Source organism: Xylocopilactobacillus apis, from assembly GCF_033095965.1.
Lineage (GTDB): Bacteria > Bacillota > Bacilli > Lactobacillales > Lactobacillaceae > Xylocopilactobacillus > Xylocopilactobacillus apis.
Genome location: NZ_AP026801.1, coordinates 1,685,625 through 1,703,783 on the forward strand (window position 1 = coordinate 1,685,625; position 18,159 = coordinate 1,703,783).

General features: G+C 34.3%; 20 protein-coding genes, 1 pseudogene and 1 other annotated feature. Of the genes and pseudogenes, 3 read left to right on the forward strand and 18 right to left on the reverse strand.

Annotated elements, in window-relative coordinates; translation table 11 throughout:
• Nucleotides 1–220: 220 nt before the first annotated feature.
• From rplL to R8749_RS07960, 17 genes and pseudogenes are all read right to left on the reverse strand, one after another.
• Complete coding sequence (rplL, locus tag R8749_RS07880; RefSeq protein WP_317695706.1) at nucleotides 221–589, reverse strand: 50S ribosomal protein L7/L12; 369 nt, start codon at nucleotides 587–589, stop codon at nucleotides 221–223.
• A 117-nt stretch (nucleotides 590–706) separates the two neighbouring features.
• Nucleotides 707–1,195, reverse strand: a pseudogene (rplJ, locus tag R8749_RS07885) (50S ribosomal protein L10); the annotation flags it as partial.
• Nucleotides 1,196–1,222: 27 nt separating this feature from the next.
• Nucleotides 1,223–1,336: a sequence feature (ribosomal protein L10 leader region), on the reverse strand.
• A gap of 30 nt (nucleotides 1,337–1,366) precedes the next feature.
• Nucleotides 1,367–2,059, reverse strand: a complete 693-nt coding sequence (rplA, locus tag R8749_RS07890) for a 50S ribosomal protein L1 (RefSeq protein ID WP_317695708.1) — start codon at nucleotides 2,057–2,059, stop codon at nucleotides 1,367–1,369.
• Nucleotides 2,060–2,113: 54 nt separating this feature from the next.
• Nucleotides 2,114–2,539, reverse strand: coding sequence for a 50S ribosomal protein L11 (gene rplK / locus R8749_RS07895; RefSeq protein ID WP_317634822.1), 426 nt, complete (start codon nucleotides 2,537–2,539; stop codon nucleotides 2,114–2,116).
• Nucleotides 2,540–2,671: 132 nt separating this feature from the next.
• Nucleotides 2,672–4,342: an ABC transporter permease subunit gene (locus tag R8749_RS07900; RefSeq protein WP_317695710.1), complete on the reverse strand. Its 1,671-nt coding sequence runs from the start codon at nucleotides 4,340–4,342 to the stop codon at nucleotides 2,672–2,674.
• Entirely contained in the window at nucleotides 4,339–5,220 is an 882-nt protein-coding gene (locus tag R8749_RS07905) for an ABC transporter ATP-binding protein (RefSeq protein ID WP_317695712.1), read from the reverse strand. Before R8749_RS07905 ends, R8749_RS07900 begins: the two co-directional genes overlap by 4 nt.
• The gene (locus R8749_RS07910) at nucleotides 5,217–6,518 is read right to left on the reverse strand and encodes an MFS transporter (protein ID WP_317695714.1); all 1,302 of its coding nucleotides are present in this window, start codon (nucleotides 6,516–6,518) and stop codon (nucleotides 5,217–5,219) included. The genes R8749_RS07905 and R8749_RS07910 overlap by 4 nt, the downstream gene beginning before the upstream one ends.
• Before the next feature lie 213 nt (nucleotides 6,519–6,731).
• Complete coding sequence (gene mazE / locus R8749_RS07915; protein ID WP_317695716.1) at nucleotides 6,732–6,923, reverse strand: type II toxin-antitoxin system PemI/MazE family antitoxin; 192 nt, start codon at nucleotides 6,921–6,923, stop codon at nucleotides 6,732–6,734.
• A gap of 48 nt (nucleotides 6,924–6,971) precedes the next feature.
• Nucleotides 6,972–7,499, reverse strand: a complete 528-nt coding sequence (locus R8749_RS07920) for a hypothetical protein (protein WP_317695717.1) — start codon at nucleotides 7,497–7,499, stop codon at nucleotides 6,972–6,974.
• 5 nt (nucleotides 7,500–7,504) lie between these two features.
• Nucleotides 7,505–7,738 carry a hypothetical protein gene (locus tag R8749_RS07925; RefSeq protein WP_317695719.1) on the reverse strand — a complete coding sequence of 78 codons (234 nt, stop codon included), beginning with the start codon at nucleotides 7,736–7,738 and terminating at the stop codon, nucleotides 7,505–7,507.
• 19 nt (nucleotides 7,739–7,757) lie between these two features.
• Nucleotides 7,758–8,951 (reverse strand): ABC transporter permease, encoded by a 1,194-nt coding sequence (locus R8749_RS07930; RefSeq protein ID WP_317695721.1) that lies wholly within the window; start codon nucleotides 8,949–8,951, stop codon nucleotides 7,758–7,760.
• Nucleotides 8,948–9,619 carry an ABC transporter ATP-binding protein gene (locus R8749_RS07935; RefSeq protein ID WP_317695723.1) on the reverse strand — a complete coding sequence of 224 codons (672 nt, stop codon included), beginning with the start codon at nucleotides 9,617–9,619 and terminating at the stop codon, nucleotides 8,948–8,950. The genes R8749_RS07930 and R8749_RS07935 overlap by 4 nt, the downstream gene beginning before the upstream one ends.
• 3 nt (nucleotides 9,620–9,622) lie before the next feature.
• Complete coding sequence (locus R8749_RS07940; protein WP_317695725.1) at nucleotides 9,623–10,591, reverse strand: efflux RND transporter periplasmic adaptor subunit; 969 nt, start codon at nucleotides 10,589–10,591, stop codon at nucleotides 9,623–9,625.
• Nucleotides 10,592–10,740: 149 nt separating this feature from the next.
• The gene (locus R8749_RS07945; protein ID WP_317695727.1) at nucleotides 10,741–11,250 is read right to left on the reverse strand and encodes a hypothetical protein; all 510 of its coding nucleotides are present in this window, start codon (nucleotides 11,248–11,250) and stop codon (nucleotides 10,741–10,743) included.
• 125 nt (nucleotides 11,251–11,375) lie between these two features.
• Nucleotides 11,376–12,428, reverse strand: a complete 1,053-nt coding sequence (locus R8749_RS07950) for a Fic family protein (protein WP_317695729.1) — start codon at nucleotides 12,426–12,428, stop codon at nucleotides 11,376–11,378.
• 183 nt (nucleotides 12,429–12,611) lie between these two features.
• Nucleotides 12,612–13,373 (reverse strand): LytR/AlgR family response regulator transcription factor, encoded by a 762-nt coding sequence (locus R8749_RS07955; protein ID WP_317695731.1) that lies wholly within the window; start codon nucleotides 13,371–13,373, stop codon nucleotides 12,612–12,614.
• A gap of 4 nt (nucleotides 13,374–13,377) precedes the next feature.
• Nucleotides 13,378–14,424 (reverse strand): sensor histidine kinase, encoded by a 1,047-nt coding sequence (locus R8749_RS07960; RefSeq protein WP_317695733.1) that lies wholly within the window; start codon nucleotides 14,422–14,424, stop codon nucleotides 13,378–13,380.
• 620 nt (nucleotides 14,425–15,044) lie between these two features.
• Here R8749_RS07960 and R8749_RS07965 point away from each other — a divergent pair.
• Together R8749_RS07965 and R8749_RS07970 are read left to right on the forward strand one after the other, a co-directional pair.
• Nucleotides 15,045–15,371 carry a hypothetical protein gene (locus R8749_RS07965; protein WP_317695736.1) on the forward strand — a complete coding sequence of 109 codons (327 nt, stop codon included), beginning with the start codon at nucleotides 15,045–15,047 and terminating at the stop codon, nucleotides 15,369–15,371.
• Between the two features lie 12 nt (nucleotides 15,372–15,383).
• The gene (locus R8749_RS07970) at nucleotides 15,384–16,028 is read left to right on the forward strand and encodes a putative bacteriocin export ABC transporter (RefSeq protein ID WP_317695738.1); all 645 of its coding nucleotides are present in this window, start codon (nucleotides 15,384–15,386) and stop codon (nucleotides 16,026–16,028) included.
• 249 nt (nucleotides 16,029–16,277) lie between these two features.
• On the opposite strand, the gene R8749_RS07975 is transcribed toward R8749_RS07970, so the two are convergent.
• Nucleotides 16,278–16,535 carry a helix-turn-helix domain-containing protein gene (locus R8749_RS07975; RefSeq protein WP_317695740.1) on the reverse strand — a complete coding sequence of 86 codons (258 nt, stop codon included), beginning with the start codon at nucleotides 16,533–16,535 and terminating at the stop codon, nucleotides 16,278–16,280.
• 770 nt (nucleotides 16,536–17,305) lie between these two features.
• Between R8749_RS07975 and R8749_RS07980 the strand changes: the two genes are divergently transcribed.
• Nucleotides 17,306–17,599 carry a MazG nucleotide pyrophosphohydrolase domain-containing protein gene (locus R8749_RS07980; RefSeq protein WP_317695742.1) on the forward strand — a complete coding sequence of 98 codons (294 nt, stop codon included), beginning with the start codon at nucleotides 17,306–17,308 and terminating at the stop codon, nucleotides 17,597–17,599.
• Nucleotides 17,600–18,159: the final 560 nt, after the last annotated feature.

Below are 18,159 nucleotides of genomic sequence, written 5' to 3' on the forward strand. Positions count from 1 at the left end.
GTTAAGGCGTGTCATTCACTAACATGAATGTTACGGTTGCATTGTATCTCCCAGCTTTTGGTATATTGCTCGGGCTTGCCATAAAGCTTAACGTCCATGGATAGTTCTATAATCACTTGTTCCAGCCCTGTTTCGGTGTTGGATTATCAACTCGACACTATGGAACCGCAAAAAAAAACTGCAACCCTTTCGAGTTACAGACCTTATTTATAAATAACAATTATTTAAGAGTTACTGTAGCGCCAACTTCTTCTAACTGTTCTTTGATCTTGTTAGCTTCTTCTTCAGTAGCACCTTCTTTAACGATTGAAGGAGCACCATCAACTAAGCCTTTAGATTCTTTCAAACCTTGGCCAGTGATTTCACGAACTGCTTTGATAACTTTAACTTTCTCTTGGCCAGCTTCTGTTAACTCAACATCAAATGAGTCTTTAGCAGCAGCATCGCCACCGCCAGCACCACCAGCTGCTGCAACAGGAGCTGCTGCAGTTACGCCAAATTCTTCTTCAATACCTTTTACTAAGTCATTTAATTCAAGGATAGATGCACCCTTAAGTTGTTCAATAATTCCTTGTACGTCTAAAGCCATTATTTACGATTCCTCCGTTATTTATTATTCAGATTCTTTATTATCAGTTGCTGCTTCTGCTGCTGGAGCTTCTGTAGGTTGTTCTTCCACAGCTCCTGCATCTTCACCATTAGCTGCTTTTTGTTCAGAAACAGCTTTAACAGCATATGCGACATTGCGAACTGGTGCCTGTAATACAGAAAGTAACATTGAAAGAAGTCCCTCTCTGCTTGGCATTGTTGCAAGTTTGTTAATATCTTCAATTGTCGATACTTTGCCGTCAATATATCCGCCTTTGATTTCTAAGGCTTCAGCTGTTTTAGCAAAATTTGCTAAAACCTTTGCTGGTGCAACAATATCTTCATTTGAGAAAGCTACAGCTGTTGGTCCTTTAAAAAGATCATCTAAGCCTTCGTAGCCTGTTTCATCAGCTGCCCGTTTAAGATAGGTATTTTTGATGACTTCATAATGCACATCAGCCTGTCTTAATTCGGAACGAAGCTTGGTATCTTCTTCAACTGACAAGCCACGATAATCAACAACTACGATTGCTTTAGCTGCCTTAAATTGGTCAACGACTTGGGAAATAACTTTTCCCTTTTTTTCTAAAATCGCTTCACTCGCCAAATATATTTCCTCCTTATTTTTTTGTAATAGTCTGCAAAAAAAGTAGAGCCGAAGCTCTACTTAATCTAATTAAATCGAACTTCCTCGGCAGGATATTAAGGCTTACGCCACCTGAGTCTTCGGCAGAAAATCACTTTTATTATTATATCGTTTTTAGTTTAAATAACAAGTTTAGCCAATTGTTGAAGCATCAACCTTAACGCCAGGGCCCATTGTTGAATGAACTGAAACACTCTTCATGTAAATTCCTTTAGCAGAAGAAGGTTTTGCTCTTAAAATTGCTTCATTAAGTGCTTTAAAGTTTTCATTTAACTTATCGACATCAAATGAAACTTTACCAATTGGTACAGAAATAATTCCTTGACGATCAACACGATAGTTAACCTGACCAGCTTTAACATTTTCAACAGCTTTTTTAACATCGTTAGTAACTGTGCCAGTCTTAGGGTTTGGCATTAAACCACGAGGTCCTAAAATCTTACCTAATTGACCAACTTTAGCCATCATTTGTGGTGTTGCAACAACAACATCAAAATCCATGTAGCCGTCTTTAACTTTTTGAAGTAAGTCATCATCACCAACTTCATCAGCGCCAGCTGCTTCTGCTTCGTGAGCTTGTTCGCCTGTTGCAAAAACAATGACTTTCTTAGTTTTACCAGTACCATTTGGTAATACCAATGCGCCTCTGATATTTTGGTCAGCTTGCTTAGGATCAACTGAAAGATTGTAAGCAACCTGAACTGATGAATCAAACTTCGTGTATGAAGTTTCTTTAACTAATTTAATTGCTTCTTCAGCAGTGTAAGTTTTGTTCTTTTCAATGCTTTCTAAAGCCTTTTTATAATTTTTTCCTCTTTTTGCCATCATTTCCTCCTTGCTGTGGTTAAACGAGTATTAACTCTTCCACTTGCCTGCCTTTTAGTCTTCAACCGTAATTCCCATTGAACGGGCAGTACCTTCGACCATGCGCATAGCTGCTTCAATATCAGCTGCGTTTAAGTCTTGCATTTTGGTTTCGGCAATTTGTTTAACTTGATCACGTTTAACTGTTGCCACTTTGTTGGTATTTGGTTCACCAGAGCCCTTTTCAATTTTAGCTGCTTTCTTCAAAAGAATCGCAGCAGGTGGCGTCTTTGTGATGAAATCAAAAGAACGATCTTCATAAACTGTGATTACTACAGGAATGATCATTCCTGCTTGATCCGCAGTACGAGCATTAAAATCCTTTGTAAAACCAACAATATTAACTCCAGCTTGACCTAAAGCAGGGCCAACTGGAGGAGCAGGTGTAGCTTTACCTGCAGGTATTTGCAATTTAACTACGTTTGCAACTTTTTTTGCCACGGTAATTACCTCCTTAATCCGTGTGTGGTTTAATGACCATGAAATTTGATCTCCCACTGTATGTAAACATACAGCCTTTATATTATCACAATTATTTTAGGAATTAAACGGAAATATTTAGACTGCTTGTGATTAATACTTTTTAAATCCACTGTCCATTGTAGCCTTACCAATTTTTTCATTACCGACTTGATAAATAATAAAGTTGTTTTTCTTAAAGTCTTTTTCAAGCTGGTCAAAAAGAATTGTCGAAGTCGACCAAGTTAAACTCTCTACTGCTTCAATAACTCCTGTCTTTTCTTTAGATGACAGCTTGTTAAACGTTGGATTTAGTTTTGCCACAAAGTACTCAGCCTTATTTAATTTAATCGAATCGATATAGTTAACTGTCGTAAAAACTGGATCTGGCTGAGCTTTTTTACTAGGCTTACCATCATCATCGAGTTTTCCTGCTGCAAAACCTTGATCGGTCTTAATCCGCTCAGCAATTTTAGAATTAAAAGTTTTGATTCTTTTATCAATTGGGCTTTTACGAGTAATTTTCTCAGGTTGCTTGATATCACCATAATCTGCAGCCACCCGATTTATTTGATAAAAGCGGATTATGAAACCAATAATTGCAGCCGATAAGATCACACTGGCAGTTAAAATAGATCCTCTCGTCTTAAAATTGAAACGCCAATGAAAATTAACCTTAAAAATTACGACTGCTAAAATAACAGTTACTGCAATACTGATCAAAAACGGAATCCAATTTACAAAAACAGTTTTTGAAATCGAAAGATTCTTAGATTTTTCAAATAAATTGGTGTAATAAAATGGCGTAAATTTAGCAATTTTATTTTGTGGATAAAATTCGTTGATGAAAACAATTGGCATTAATGCAAGAAGTGCTGTCCCCACCAAACTGACAAAAGTATCACGGCTAAACTTAGAAACAAAATAAATGATTAAAAGAGCTGCAAATAATACTGCATAAAATGTAATAACTGATGTTGTCAGATATTGTCCAAGCGTAACAACCTTGAAATTTCCAACATTGCCATCTACAAAGACTGGATAATCAAATCTGCCTATTTTCTTAGAGTAAATACTACCAACCCCAAAAGCCAAAATACAGCTATAAATTGGTAATAATACGGAAACGGTCAGCGAAAATTCAAACTTTCGAGTATTAATTTGATTCTTTTTGATCGGGAGCATTTCAAGTAATTTAAAGGATTGTTTACGATATTCTTTAGCGTATAGGTCAAAAAACAGCAAAATAACAATTACAACACCAAGATAAGATGTAAAAATATCACTGACCTTTTTAGTGAAATAAAACCCTGCCGTGCTTTTTCCGATGTTTACTGGTTTAATATGATGTTTAATAAAATACGCATATTTATTAATTAGAACTCGCAGTTCATCATCAAGCTTGGGAATACCTCCCTTAAGAGCTTGGATCTTCACCAGCGTCTTAAGATAATGGTGATACTTAACGTTTGCATGCTGCCAATCATTTTCATAATAATAACCATAGTGATCATTCAAATGAGACGAGGCCTTACTATACAATTTAGATAATTTTTCATTGCGCTCTCTGTCTTCTTTGCTTTGAACTGGAATTGCGTCAAGCATTTGTTGGTCATTTTCCAATGAACCATATTGTTGTTGAACTTCATCTAGATAAATTTTCTTTTCTTTCTTTTCATCTTGTCCGACCACAAAAACAAAAGCAATTACGGATAGACTTGCAGCCAAAATAAATAAAATATTCTTAACTGACTTTCGCCATTTTTTTGCCTCAAACCTAATCATGACGATGTTTTCTCAAACAAATCTAAATAGATTTGTTCCAAATCCCAATCCGTCTTTTGGGTGTCCCAAAGCGCCAGATTTTGTTCTTCTAAAAAGTTCTTTATTTGCGCTAATAAATCTTGCGTTGTCGTAATCTCAATTTTGTGCGGACTAAGAATTTGATAATCAAGGTTATGATCTTGCAAATATGCTTCAAGTGGATTCACTGCTTCCACCACCAATGTCCACTTTTCTTTATTTTCAAAAATATCCTTCTCACTTTTAAGCTTTCCCTCGTGCAAGAACAGAATATTGTCTGTTAACTTAACCACTTCTCCGAGATTATGAGAAGAAAAAAGAATTGTGGTGCCAGATTTTGCCATCTCTTTTAAAATATTTCGAACATTAATGACACTGTCAGGATCAAGACCATTAAGCGGCTCGTCCAACAAGAAAACTTTAGGTTCTGGCAAAATTCCCATTGCAAATAAAAGGTGCTGCTTCATGCCAAGCGAATATTTACCAACAGATTTATTGAGATAGTCTTCAACTCCCACCAAATGAGCCGTTACTGCAATATCTTGCTGCGTCTTATGATACATTGATGCAATGAATTTCAGATGATCCATGCCCGTTAACTCGTCATAAAGAATCGAATTATCCTGCATGTAAGTCATTTCGGCAAAAATATGCCGATCAGTGTTAGGTCGATCGAGGATTTCAATCTTTCCTGCCTGATACCCTTCTAAATCACACATGATGTTTAATAATGTCGTCTTACCAGTTCCGTTAGGCGCCACCAACGCAATGATTTGAGGTTCTTCAACTTCAAGGGACAGTTGGTCTAAAATGACTCTTTTACCATAAACTTTAGTGAGATTATCTATTTTTAAGATCATTTAAAAGCTCCAATCAATTTTCGATACGGAAATACGTTGAAAAAGAATAACATTATTATTAATAGTGTCATTGCAATTATTCCTTTTATAGTCGTTAGATGTAATTCCAGTCGATATCCTAATGTTTCTGCTTGGTAGTATTTAACATTTTCAAATGTAAAATCTCTTAACATATACTCATAGTCTTTCTCTCCCCCATTATTGATCCACACTGAATCATCATTAACTTTCTCCGTTCCACGACCACTTAAAACTCGTGTCGGCTGAAAATAGAGAAATGGGTTATATGAATCAGATGGTCCTAAGATAGAAGCTGTAAAACCAATACTTAAAATTAAAGTTGTAATTACTGCGCTTAAGAAATTATTTCTGATTATTTTGACTATTAAATAACCTATAAAAAATGCAACTGACAAAACCATTAGATACATTAGAATTATCTGGATAATGTAAGATTGAGCCGAGATCAAATCTAGTTTTCCATTGATTCGCACCAAAATTGGATAGTTGCCCCGAAACTTTTGACCATAAATAGTTGTAATCCCGATACTAAAGATCAGCGCTGCTGCCAAAAATCCAATAACATTAAGGGTAAAAACAAAATAATCACTTAAAACAACTTTCCATTTAGCGATTGAAGTAGTTTCAAACAACTTGTGCTGATTGCCTTCATATTTCCTGCCAACTGATCGAATGCCATACCAAGTAACAGCGAAAATCCCAACAAACGAAGTTAAATAATTAAGCATCGAAATAATAAAAAGTGACCCACTAGTCCCGTAACGAGTACTTTCTGGCTTTAAATGATCTCTCAGTAAGCGAGGATTCACTTTTTCTTTTCCTTTAAGATAATGGTAAATACGGCCACCGCTTGCTTGAAAAGGTACATCTTCCGCAGTTACTTTTCCATCATGATGTGATAACCGCTCTGCTCGATCTGAATCTCTTTGATAAATTCGCAAACTTTCCAATTCATCATTCAATAAAAATGGCACATTTTGATTTTCTAAAGCTTTAGTCATGTCGTAGTGACGACCAGGAATCTCACTATTTGTTTTTGTATTAGTAAAATTTTTATGTAAATTCTGATCAGAACCGACATCACAATCAGTCACTGTTAAATATTCATATTCTTTAAGTGAAGTTGCAAAAGCATTATGGATATACTTTGCTTCTTCCTTTGATTCTTGACTGTTATACAAAAACAGAAAGAAGATCGACAACAAAATTAAGATCAAGATGATTGGATGCTCTTTTGATCGTATAAAGACTTTCAGCTGGGTCTTTAAATAACTCATGGCGTATTCTCCGTCAAATTTTTATGTAGCGGAAAATTTCTTATGGTTGTAGCTTTAAGATTACTGGCGAAAATTAATAAGAAATTTAAAAATATTATTAATAAAAACATATCTAACAAGGTTGAATTTTTTTAGGTTATTATATGAATAATCTATGAACCAAAAAATCCCACAATTCATATTAAACTGTGAGATTTTTTAGATGAATGCTTATCAGATTGAATCTATTCCTTCAAAGTTCGGAGATCTAACATTGGAGTAAAGATCAGACAATACTGGAATTAAAGTTATAAAACCCATTTCATCTTTGGATAAGAAAAACTCTTGATTTGGTTTGATATTCAAATCGTTTGTTAACGAAATAATAATTGAATCCCCATATTTTTTTGCTTTTACTTTCTTCATTGTAGTTCTTTACCTCCATGCTCAATCATCAAAATTCTTTAATTTATCTTATTTAGCTGCTATAAAATCTTCTAAAACTTTATTTGGTGGAAGTCGATCGTATTTTTCTTGTAAATCTATATACATTTTGCCTTTTCCTTTCATTAGAACTATTAAATCGTAAGGCGCAACAATTCGTTCATCTTGTTTGGGGATGTCTTTTCCTTCTTTAGTACTGATATCTACTGTGTATAATGTTTTACCCTTTTTTTGACATATTGCTGCGATCTTTTTTAACTCTTGATCAGATTTTTTATTCCCAGGAGTTTCAAAAAAGATAACTTCACCATTATATTTATTCAAATCTTTAAGCTTTTTGGCATAAATTTTTTTCTTGTAATCCTTAACCGAGAGTTTCACAATTTCAGGTTTTGAATTAGAGTTATCCTTTTCACTTGAAGAATTTGATTCGGTTTTCTCCCTCGAAACAGCAACACTAGAAGATTTCTCAGAAGTTGATTCCGACTTTTTCTGACACCCTGTCAAAACCATTAAGGATCCCAAGAGTAAAATTAAACCTTTAATATTTTTCTTCATATTTACTACTTGCCGCCTGTGTTATCCTTTGGGCCACCTCTATACTCGATTTTTGCACCATCCTTTTCCATTTCTTTAAGCTGTTTATCTGTCACAATCATTGAATCGCCTTTTTTCATATGTTTGTAATCAGGTTTTGTATTCAATTTGATTACTATAAAAACTGTTACAATTAAAACCACCAAGCCAATTACAGCTCCGATTGTAAGAAATTTCTTTTTATTACTTGTCTTTTTCATTATTTACTCCATTTCAATTTTATTTAATTAATTCAACAACATCTTTTTTAGAAGCGTTCTTCGAAGGAATATAACTAAAGACCAACCCGACGAGAACTGAGATCCCCATTGCTAGAAACGCTACAAAAGGATCAAACATAAAATCCAACTTCATCGTATTACTGATGATAAAAGCAATGAGCTCTCCTAAGAGATAACCGATGGCTCCGCCTAACAACGTCAGCATCAGCCCTTCTAACAGAAATTGCATTTGAATTGCTTTTTCCGTTGCTCCGAGCGCTCTGCGAATTCCGATTTCTTTGATTCGCTCTGAGATTGAGGTATAAACCATATTCATGACGCCAACACCTGAGATAAACAGTGAGATTCCAGCAATAAAGCTCACAATTAGAGTTAACATTTGTAAGGTTGAACTAATAGCATTGGTCGTTGCAGCATCATTAGCAAACTCGTATCTACCTAAATTTTTCATGCTGCCTGATTTACTAAGATTTTTGACAACTTTGTCCGCAACTTCCGCTATATTCTGGTCACTTGGAACTGTGATTTGAATATTTTTTAGTGGGGCTCCACGGAAATAATTTGCATAGGTCGCCTTGTTCATTTCGATTTTGGTAGTATTAGTAATATCTGGTTCAAAAACGCCTTTAATCAGAAATGATTCATCAGCAATTTCAATTGTTTTTCCCACCGCATCACTATTATTTTTTGCATTAGGAAACAGTTCTTTAACCAACTGATTTGAAATCGTCACAACTTTATTGCCAATATCAGCACTGCTTAAATTTTCTCCAGCAATTACTTTTTCACCTTTTTCATCAACCAAGTGGATCTTGGTGCTTTGAGAATCTTTACTCAAAGCAACCTGCTGCTGACGATACATCTGATCTGGCTTTTCTTTTTCGTACTGAACCTTAGAAACGCATGACACACTGCGAACTAAATCTAGATCATGCTCATTGAAGTAGACAAAGCTGCTTTTTCCAAAATTATCTTCATCTTCTGGAGTAAAACTGATTGTCGTCCGATTGTTCTTAATATCATCAGTATTTAGAAGCTGCTTCAGTGAATATCTTTCGTACCCCCGCCCAACCGTCACAATTGTGATCACCGCCGCAATTCCGACAATAATTCCAATGATCGTTAAGAAACTGCGGCGCTTGTTTTTTAAAATCGCCTTAACGGCGGTTTCAATACTAATTGTTAGTTTCATCCGATCACCTGACCATCTTTGACTTGAATCACTCTTTTACAATAAGCAGCAGCTTCAGGATCATGTGTAACCATTAAAATTGTCGTATCATGCTCTGAGTTTAATTTTTGAAAAAGGGTCATGATTTCAGCCGAAGTCTTACTGTCTAATGCGCCGGTTGGCTCATCAGCCACAATAAAGGTCGGTTCATTGGCTAATGCCCGTGCAATCGCAATTCGCTGTTTTTGACCACCTGAGAGCTGACTAGGTAATTGATCCTTCTTGGAAAGAAGCCCCACTTTTTCTAATTGAGTTAACACCGCTTCTTTAGCATTACGGTGGCTTTTTCCTTGATACAACAACGGCAATTCTACATTTTCATAAACAGTGTCGGTCTCAATTAAGTTAAATGATTGAAAGACAAATCCGACATTATGATTACGCATGGTAGATAACTCCTGATCTTTGTATGTTTTCACATCTTCATCAGTGAAGTAATATTCGCCTGAAAAATCACGATCCAGAAAACTGATGATATTAATTAAAGTCGACTTGCCAGAACCACTCGGTCCCATAATCGCTGTGAATTCTTTTTTTTCAATTTCTAGATCGATATCTTTTAGAACATATTGGGGAGTGTCGTCATCGTTCATGAGGTACGCCTTATTAATTCCTCTCATCTTAATCATAGGCTAGTCCGCATCTTTATAGTTTTTAACAATCGATTCATCATTTTTTAGACCACTCGTCACTACAAAATAGCTGTCTTTCTTTTCACCTTTAAGCTCTTTTTTGGTATAACGAGGTCCATTAGATTTATAGACATAAAACTTTTTATCTTCTTCTTTAACTGCTGAAAGAGGAACCTTAATTTCATCAAGAGGAATTTTTACTTGAACGTGATTCCCGTTATTTAATGATGATGCGGGAGTAATTTTGACGGTGTAAGTAGAAATTTTACTCGTGGTATTATCTGGTCTTTGAGCAATGCTACTGATCGTGCCCTTAATCTTATTGCCAGAATCAACGGGCGTTAGTTTAACTGTCTGATCCTTTTGAATATGGCTAAGATCATACTCACTAACCTGAATTTCAACGTTCGTGTCGTTACTGCTGATTTCAGCAACTGGCTTCATTCCGTCATTTCCAGCACTTGTCGGGATCGTTAGAATTCCATCAAGCTCGGCGTAAACCTTATTTGGTGCTGCATCGCTCAGCTTGGTTATTTCTTTATTTAACTGATTAACTTCATTAGTTAAGGCCGTAATTTTCTTTGAATTAATCTGAACATCTTGTTTAAGATTATTGATCTCGATTTTCTTTTGTTTAACCTTGCTCTTTTTATCTAAAAGATTGTTGTAATCTTTTAAACTATAATAAATTGCGATTAAATCACCTTGAGAGACCGCCTCACCATTCTGCTTTTCTAAGTTGATTGTTTCTCCAAAGGCCTGATTAAAATTGATGCTTTGAGTTTGTTTGGATTTAGAAATTCCATTGAAACTCAGAGGATCGCTTTTTTTAACTTGAACCGTTTCGACAAACTTCTCTTCAGCCTTAGTACTTGGACTGAGATTTCGATTTAAAACGAAAAATCCTCCGATAACCAATGCAATCACAGCAATCAAACTAATCGTAATTGCCAGCCAATGTTTTTTCATTTTCATTTCCTTTGCTTAATTAGGATAAATTCATTCTACTGAGCAAATCGTATTTTTAAGCTTGTTTTTCGTTAACAGCCTGAATTGACCCCTCAATTGAATAATTGAATCGTTCAGGTATTACCTAAACGATTATTAAATATTTTCTATCACTTATTAACTACTTCTCCACCAATACCTGCCATGGCTTCTTTTATAATCCTCTCAGGTGGAATTTGACTTGTCTTTACGTTATAGACTATGTAATGACCTTTGAAGTTTCCTCCCAACGTGACACCCCAATCGTATGGTTTATCCATATGCCTTTCTTCAACTAATTTTTTTCCTTCTTCAGTAGATGTATTTACCTTGTAAGTGTTAGCTGACACCTTTTTAGCTGTACTTTCAAACTTTTTTAACGATTGATCATAATCTTTATCCGTAGGATCCCCAAAGAAAATCATTGCATTTTTCAATGTTTTTACTCTTTGTTTGAACTCACTGGCCGGAATATCTTCTATTTCTGAATTGTTAGAATCTTTTTTGCTGCTCTCTGATGATTTACTGCTAATCGAAACTTTATTCGACTCTGTGCTTTCACTTGAACTTTCCTTGCTTTGACAGCCTGTTGTAAGCAGTAAAACACTGCTCAACAGTGCTAGCGTTCTCCATTTTTTCAAAACCAAATACTCCTTATTAATTGATTATCATTAATACTAGCGACATTTGGAATGATTTTGCCTGAATCTACCTCAATCGACCAATTTCAGTTCTGAGTGCAAAAAAAGAACCGTTCAGGTATTACCTAAACGATTCGATTGATGTACTTTGTTGCTCTTCCTACACCAATTTTTGTAATTCTATTTGCTGCAACAAGCTCTCCTAAAGATCGCTCGATTGTAGTTTGACTATAATCAGGAATTAAGGCTACTAGTTCTGATTTACTTAAAGGCCGCAATTCATTTTCTAAATTTTTAAAGATTAATTCTTTAGCGCTATGCTTCGTACCTTCTGTAAAATCGATTCTTTCTGTTAATTCTCGATATGCTTGGAGCATAACACTTAAAAAGTAATTTAAAAAAGGTTCATACGAGTTTTTATTGTCCGACCACCCCTCAGAGCTTTCTTGTAAAGACGAATAATACTGATCTTTAGTCCGCTCGATCAATTTTTCAATACTGATATACTTGCCGACATCATACCCGTTTTGATAAAGAAAAATCAGCGTTAACAGTCGTGACATCCGGCCATTCCCATCATTGAAAGGATGAATTGACACAAAATCAAACACAAAGGCTCCTACCAGAAGGATTTTTACAAAATGATCTTCTTCAAGAGCTAATGTATATTTCTGACATAATTCATCAACAAGTTCGGGAGTAACTGTGGAAGAAGGAGGGATGAATCTGATTTCGGAATGTCCATCTTTATAATTGGTAATAATTTGATTGTCTGAATCTTTATATTTTCCAGCCCAACTGCTGCTTGTAAAGTTAAACAGGTGCTTATGAAGAGTTAAGATTGTCTTTGAATTAAGCGGCATATACTCGGATTGTTCGAGAATTAACTTCAAAACATCTCGATATCCTGATATTTCCTCTTCACTTCTATTTTGAGGCATTGTCTTTTCAGCCATTAACTGACGTAAACGTCCTTGGCTGGTATAAATACCTTCAATTCGATTAGAAGAATCAGTACTTTGAATTTTGGCTACCTCGACTAAACGATCAAGCGCGACTGATTTTGGTTTAAGACTGACTGAAAGTTTGCCTCGTAATTCAAAAATTAGCGCAATTTTTTTTGCCATTTCAGCTGTAATAGTAAGATTATTCAGTGTTTTATAATCAAATTTTTTCACGTCATTGTTCTCTTTTCTACATTATTTTACTCATTTTGATGCAGAAAAACAATTATAATCATAAGACAATTTTTAAAAATTTAATTTGAGAAGACTTCTCCATCTCTTTAAGGCATGCCTTCTATGACGGGATCTCTCTATGTATGTTTAAATATCCAAAATGTCCTTTCATTTTAAACGATTCTACAAATTAAGCTTTGTTATCAATTGTTCAAATTTCTTTTGTTGGCGCTTAGAGCACTGCACCTCTGCTCCATTAGACAAAGTGATTGTTTCATTTTTCTCCGAACGGCTCGCAACTTCTTTTAAATTAATAATGATGCTTCTATTACAGCGAAAAAAATAATTTGGCAGCTCGTATTCTAACTTTCCTAGCGCTCCGTTACATTCAAAATTCTGATGTTTAGACATAATCTGAAGTTTATGATTCCCAATTACCTCTAACATAATCAATTCATTAATTAAAACGTACTTCTCTTCATAATCAGAAGTGAATTTGATCCGCTGTGGATTCTTGTCTTCTTCCTGATTATGCTGGTCAGTCTGACAACGATCAGCAATCGCTTTTAGAGCGGAATTAATTTTACTTTTAAGAAGTTCAGTATCTGGAGTTTTCACAATATAATCAAAAGCTCCAAGTTTATACTCAAAGGTCAGCATTCCAAATTCAAGATGAGAGGTAATGAAAATAAGAAATCCGTGAGAATCACTTTCTCTAATCTTAATCGCCAACTTAAGTCCGTCATAAGTTTCATTAGACAAGTCTATATCTAAAAAATATACGTTCGTTTCACTAGGTGTTATATTGTTTACAATCTCAAAAGGATCAGTTGTTGCCAGCTTGATTTGCATTGGTACTTCTGCAAATAGAATCCCATCTTCGATTATCTTTTGAATCGCTTTTAAATGAATTTCTTGATCATCACAAATAAAAATTTTAATCATCAGTCTATTTCCTAATCGATAATTTTTGAGTGAAAATATAATTTGAACAGCCGGTTTCAAGCATTAAATAGTTTGAACCATCCACAAATTCCTTTAAATTTTGAAGTCCTAACCCTCGATTTTTACCCTTGGTAGATTTTCCGGGAATTACGTTTAGAGTCTCCTTCGAGCAAGTATTCGCAATTACAATTAATGTTCTTTCTAAATCATCAATAAAGGCAATTTTAATCTCAGCTTTTTCTTGTTTTCTACATTCTTCTATTGCATTATCTAAAATAATACCTAAAGCTCTTGCCAAATCAAATGGATCAACTTTTTTGATTTGAATGATTTCACTGCATTCGACTGAGACGTTAATGCCCAACTGAACTGCTTGAACTACTTTAGTTGAAATTAAGCCTTTGACTGCAGGTAAATTAATTCTTTTAAGCTGATTGAGCGTTCCAGTTTTAATTCGAACATTATTTTGCATCAACTGATTTTTCTTCAGGAACTCTTTTAGTTCAGGAACATCAACCTGATCGCCTTCAATATAACCGTTAATCCCCATCAGCATATTCTGATAGTCATGCTGAACTTTTTGAATATCAAGCTGCATCTTCTCTAAAGTATCGACGTAATTTTCCATCATCGCTTTTTCAGTAGAAATGCGCTTATGCCGCCGATTTTTGCTTAACTCGTAACTCATATAAATTGCAACTAGAAGGATAAAGCTGACAAAAGCTAGGAAGACAAAGTTAAATTGATTAAAGTTTTTTGGATTAAAGTGGACTTTAAATTCCTTTTGATCTTTAAACTTCGCATTCTTAAAGGCATTATTTTTTGAATTTTCCTTAAAAATAACAGCATTCTGAGATCCCATTGATGCTCCGGGAAATTGCATCACACAAATTAAAATCAAAAGTAATACCGCTACAATCCTTTTCACTTTAGAGTTAAACAGCAGATAAATATCCGATCGAAATTTTTTTCGTAAAACAAAGGTTAGTACAATTTGAATAATTAAGTTTAAAAAAGGAAAAAAATATTCAAACATAATTTTATATTTCATCTGACTAACTGAGCCCGCCATTGTCAATAAGGTGTACAAGGTTTGAATAAAACCATTTTCGATCAAGAAAAATAAAAGCATGGGGACAAACTCTACTTGTCGACGACCCAAAATTAAGTAAAAACAATAAATAACAACTGCAGTTATGATCAGATATTGTCTTGAGTCAATAATAAACACATTGCCTTGATAACTAGAGATTAAAAAGAAAATACAACATATCACTAGGTTGACAAAGAAAAGCAAAATCTTATTTTTTCTACTGAATATCTTATCGAAAAACAAGAAAATGTTCAGCTCAAGCGTAATAATACTAATAAGTAGAGAAAAATCTATTAATAAAAATGGCACGACTTATGGTTCCTTTTTGTTTTAGTTTACCATGTAGAAACACCCTTTAATTATGACAGATGTTTGATGTTTTGAGATTTAAGTTTACGTCAATGAGCTGATTTTGCACGTCAATGTAAAAAATCTCCATTCAGGTATTACGTGAACGGGAAGTTTGGGGCTTTTACCTTACAAAACTGTTAGATTTAAGATTATATTTTCTTGTTATCATTTGTAACACATCAATGTAATTTTGATGTCAAACTCTCAACCTAAAATCGAGGTGACAAATGTATAACACTTTTAAAAAGCTATTAGCCATTGTAACAATTATTTTTATTGCAGTTATTGGTTTAATTTTCGTAAATGCCCATCAAAGCGAAATTTTTGACGGATATAAACAAATTGTTTCAGTGGAAAGATCAAATGTGAACATCAAAACAGATTTAACAAAAATTGCAAGGGAAACAAATTCTCTTATTGCACAAAGAATTGTTTATTCAAAAAACAATTACCAAGGAACATTGGAAAACACTTTTATCCCAATTGGAAAAGGTAAATTGCCAAATGTTTTACCACTTCAGAAAAAAATAAGAAATCCAATATTTTATATCTAAAAGGAGAATAAAATGATCAAACTAAAAAATATAACCAAGAGATTTCCTGATAAAACGATCTTTCAAAATTTTGATTTTCAATTTGATAAAGGTAAATCTTACGCTTTAATTGGTCCCTCTGGATCAGGAAAAACCACTTTATTAAATATTATCGGCAAGCTTGAGAATCCCGTTAGTGGCGAAGTATATATTGAACAGTCCCCCTTAAAAAAGATTAAAGAAAAGGACTATTTTAAATCTTATATCAGTTATTTGTTTCAAAATTTTGGATTAATTGATAATGAATCAATTAAAAATAATTTAGATCTCGCTTTTATCGGAAAAAAGATAAACTCTAACGAAAAACTTAAACAAATGAATAATGCTCTAGAGCAAGTTAACTTAAGCTTAGATTTAAATCGGAAAATTTATTCTCTATCTGGAGGAGAGTCTCAAAGAGTTGCCATTGCTAAAACTATTTTGAAAGATTCTCCTATTGTTTTAGCCGATGAACCAACAGCCTCTTTAGATGAAAAAAATAGCAACGAAATTATCGATTTAATTTTACAGTTAAAACAGAAAAACAAGTTAATTATTATTGCTACTCATTCTCCTAATGTTTATAGGAGACTTGACGAAATTGTGCAGATTAATCAATTAACAAACAATGTTTTATAGGAAATGGGTTCACTCCTATAAGTGCGGGGAGCACAACATTTCATAATTTCTTCAATTTGCGTTTGTGGGATAATCGCCGCGAGTGAGGGGAATAATCCCTTCCTTTTGTACCAAAGGATTAACTCGTTTTTGTCGCCATTTTGTCGTCAATAATTTCAAACAGAATATTTAGTCATAAAAAAAGCCCCACAATCGTTAGTATTTATCTAACAATTATGAAGCACTGTAAAACTAACCTTTTATTCAAATTCAATTTTTAATTTTTTTTCCTAAAGCATTGGCGATTGACGATAGTTTATCAATGGAAATATTATCTCCTTGTTCAATCCGTGAAATTGTCGCTTGAGTTGTATTAGCTTGTTCAGCTAATTCAGTTTGGGTTAATCCAGCTTCTTCTCTTGCATCATATAGTGCGAGTGCTGCACTTAATTTTTTGCTCTCGATTTGAAATTTTTTAGCAAATTCAGGATTTTTTAGTTCTTCATTTAGTAGACTATCGATTTTCATTATCTATAAACTCCTTTCGATTTTTTTGCGTTAATAGTTTCTGAACGTGGTGTCTTCTGAGTTTTTGAGTAAATCCATGAGTGATAATATACCTGTTTTATACAGCTTGAAAGTAAATTGCTCTGTAACTATTACTTGCAGCACTACATCTTAATTCATATAAATTTTTATCTAGTAATCTTTGACAACAAGTAAACCTCTTGATTCAGTTTTGGTAATAATACTCATCAATCTTGCTCGATCATTAATTGGTATAGTTTGTACCAATCTTGAAATTTGTTTTTTCCACTTTTTCTTGTATAAGATTCAAACTGAATCGTAGTTCATGAATCAATCATATAGGTATTATATCCTAGATTTTTAGTTTCTTTTGACAAATTGCTGGCTAATTTCTGCAGCATTTCAATAAATTCTTCTTTAGAATTGACTCAAAACTATGATTATCGAACAAAAATTACAAGAGCTTGGTTTGATCTGTAGCATAAATCATGTGACAAAAATAACTATTCTACTTTGGCAACGCTTTAGGATAAAGAACTTAGAAATTCACCCCACACGTCAAAATTATATGGTCAATTCAAGCTCCGAGTCTTAAACTGGAAGAAAGAACATGACGAGAGCTATCAAAACACTGCTATTCGTTTCAAAATTACTACGCACAGCTCAATTGTGCTCTGGCAATGAAGTCGGAGTTAATGTGCTCTCATAGAATTTTATATTTAAAGATCAACTAGGATTAATCTTTAAATGAAGATTTGGAGAAACGTAAAATGATAATAGATACTAAAAAGCTTCAAAAAGATGTTATAGAAAATAAAAAGAAACACGGTTTTAATACGACAGATGTTAAACTCGAACTACTTAGATTACATGGCGAAGTTAACGAACTTTTTGAAGCATGGCGTAAGCAAGATAAAGAAAATATAAATGATGAATTAGCAGATGTTGCAATATTTTTATTGGGAATTTCAGAAATTCTTGATAGTGATTTAGGACAAAATATAGTTAAAAAAATGGAAATAAACGAAAAAAGAGTTTATAAGAACGGCATTAAGAGCGTGTAATATAAGCAATATCTATAGCTCTTTTTGACGAAAAACCAGTAAGGTACATTAATAGTTTTGGGGATAATTAAAACACAAAATGTGGGCAGTACTAATGTTGCTGTTTTTATTTTGTTTATTTATGTTTTTGTACCATATAATCAAATCACTTTTTTCTACTGAACTTACTTTAAAGCCAAATTGTCGTTTACCTTTATAGAAGTAAAGATCACCCCTGCGCATGCAGGGAATACTGTCCAAATTTTAGGAGTTGGGGGTTGGCTGGGATCACCCCCGCGAGTGCGGGGAACACTAGCAGTTTTCCCATTTTCTTTGACTTTATCGAGGATCACCCCCGCGGATGCGGGGAACACGGCAAGGTAGAACCTCTAAAATCTGGGTCGTCAGGATCACCCCCGCGGATGCGGGGAACACTCAACCGCCGGTTTTGATATGAACGTTCCGATGGGATCACCCCCGCGGATGCGGGGAACACTAATTGTTAGTAATTCCTCGTGCTTTGAGCCGAGGATCACCCCCGCGGATGCGGGGAACACTGGGTTCTCAACACCGAAAGCATG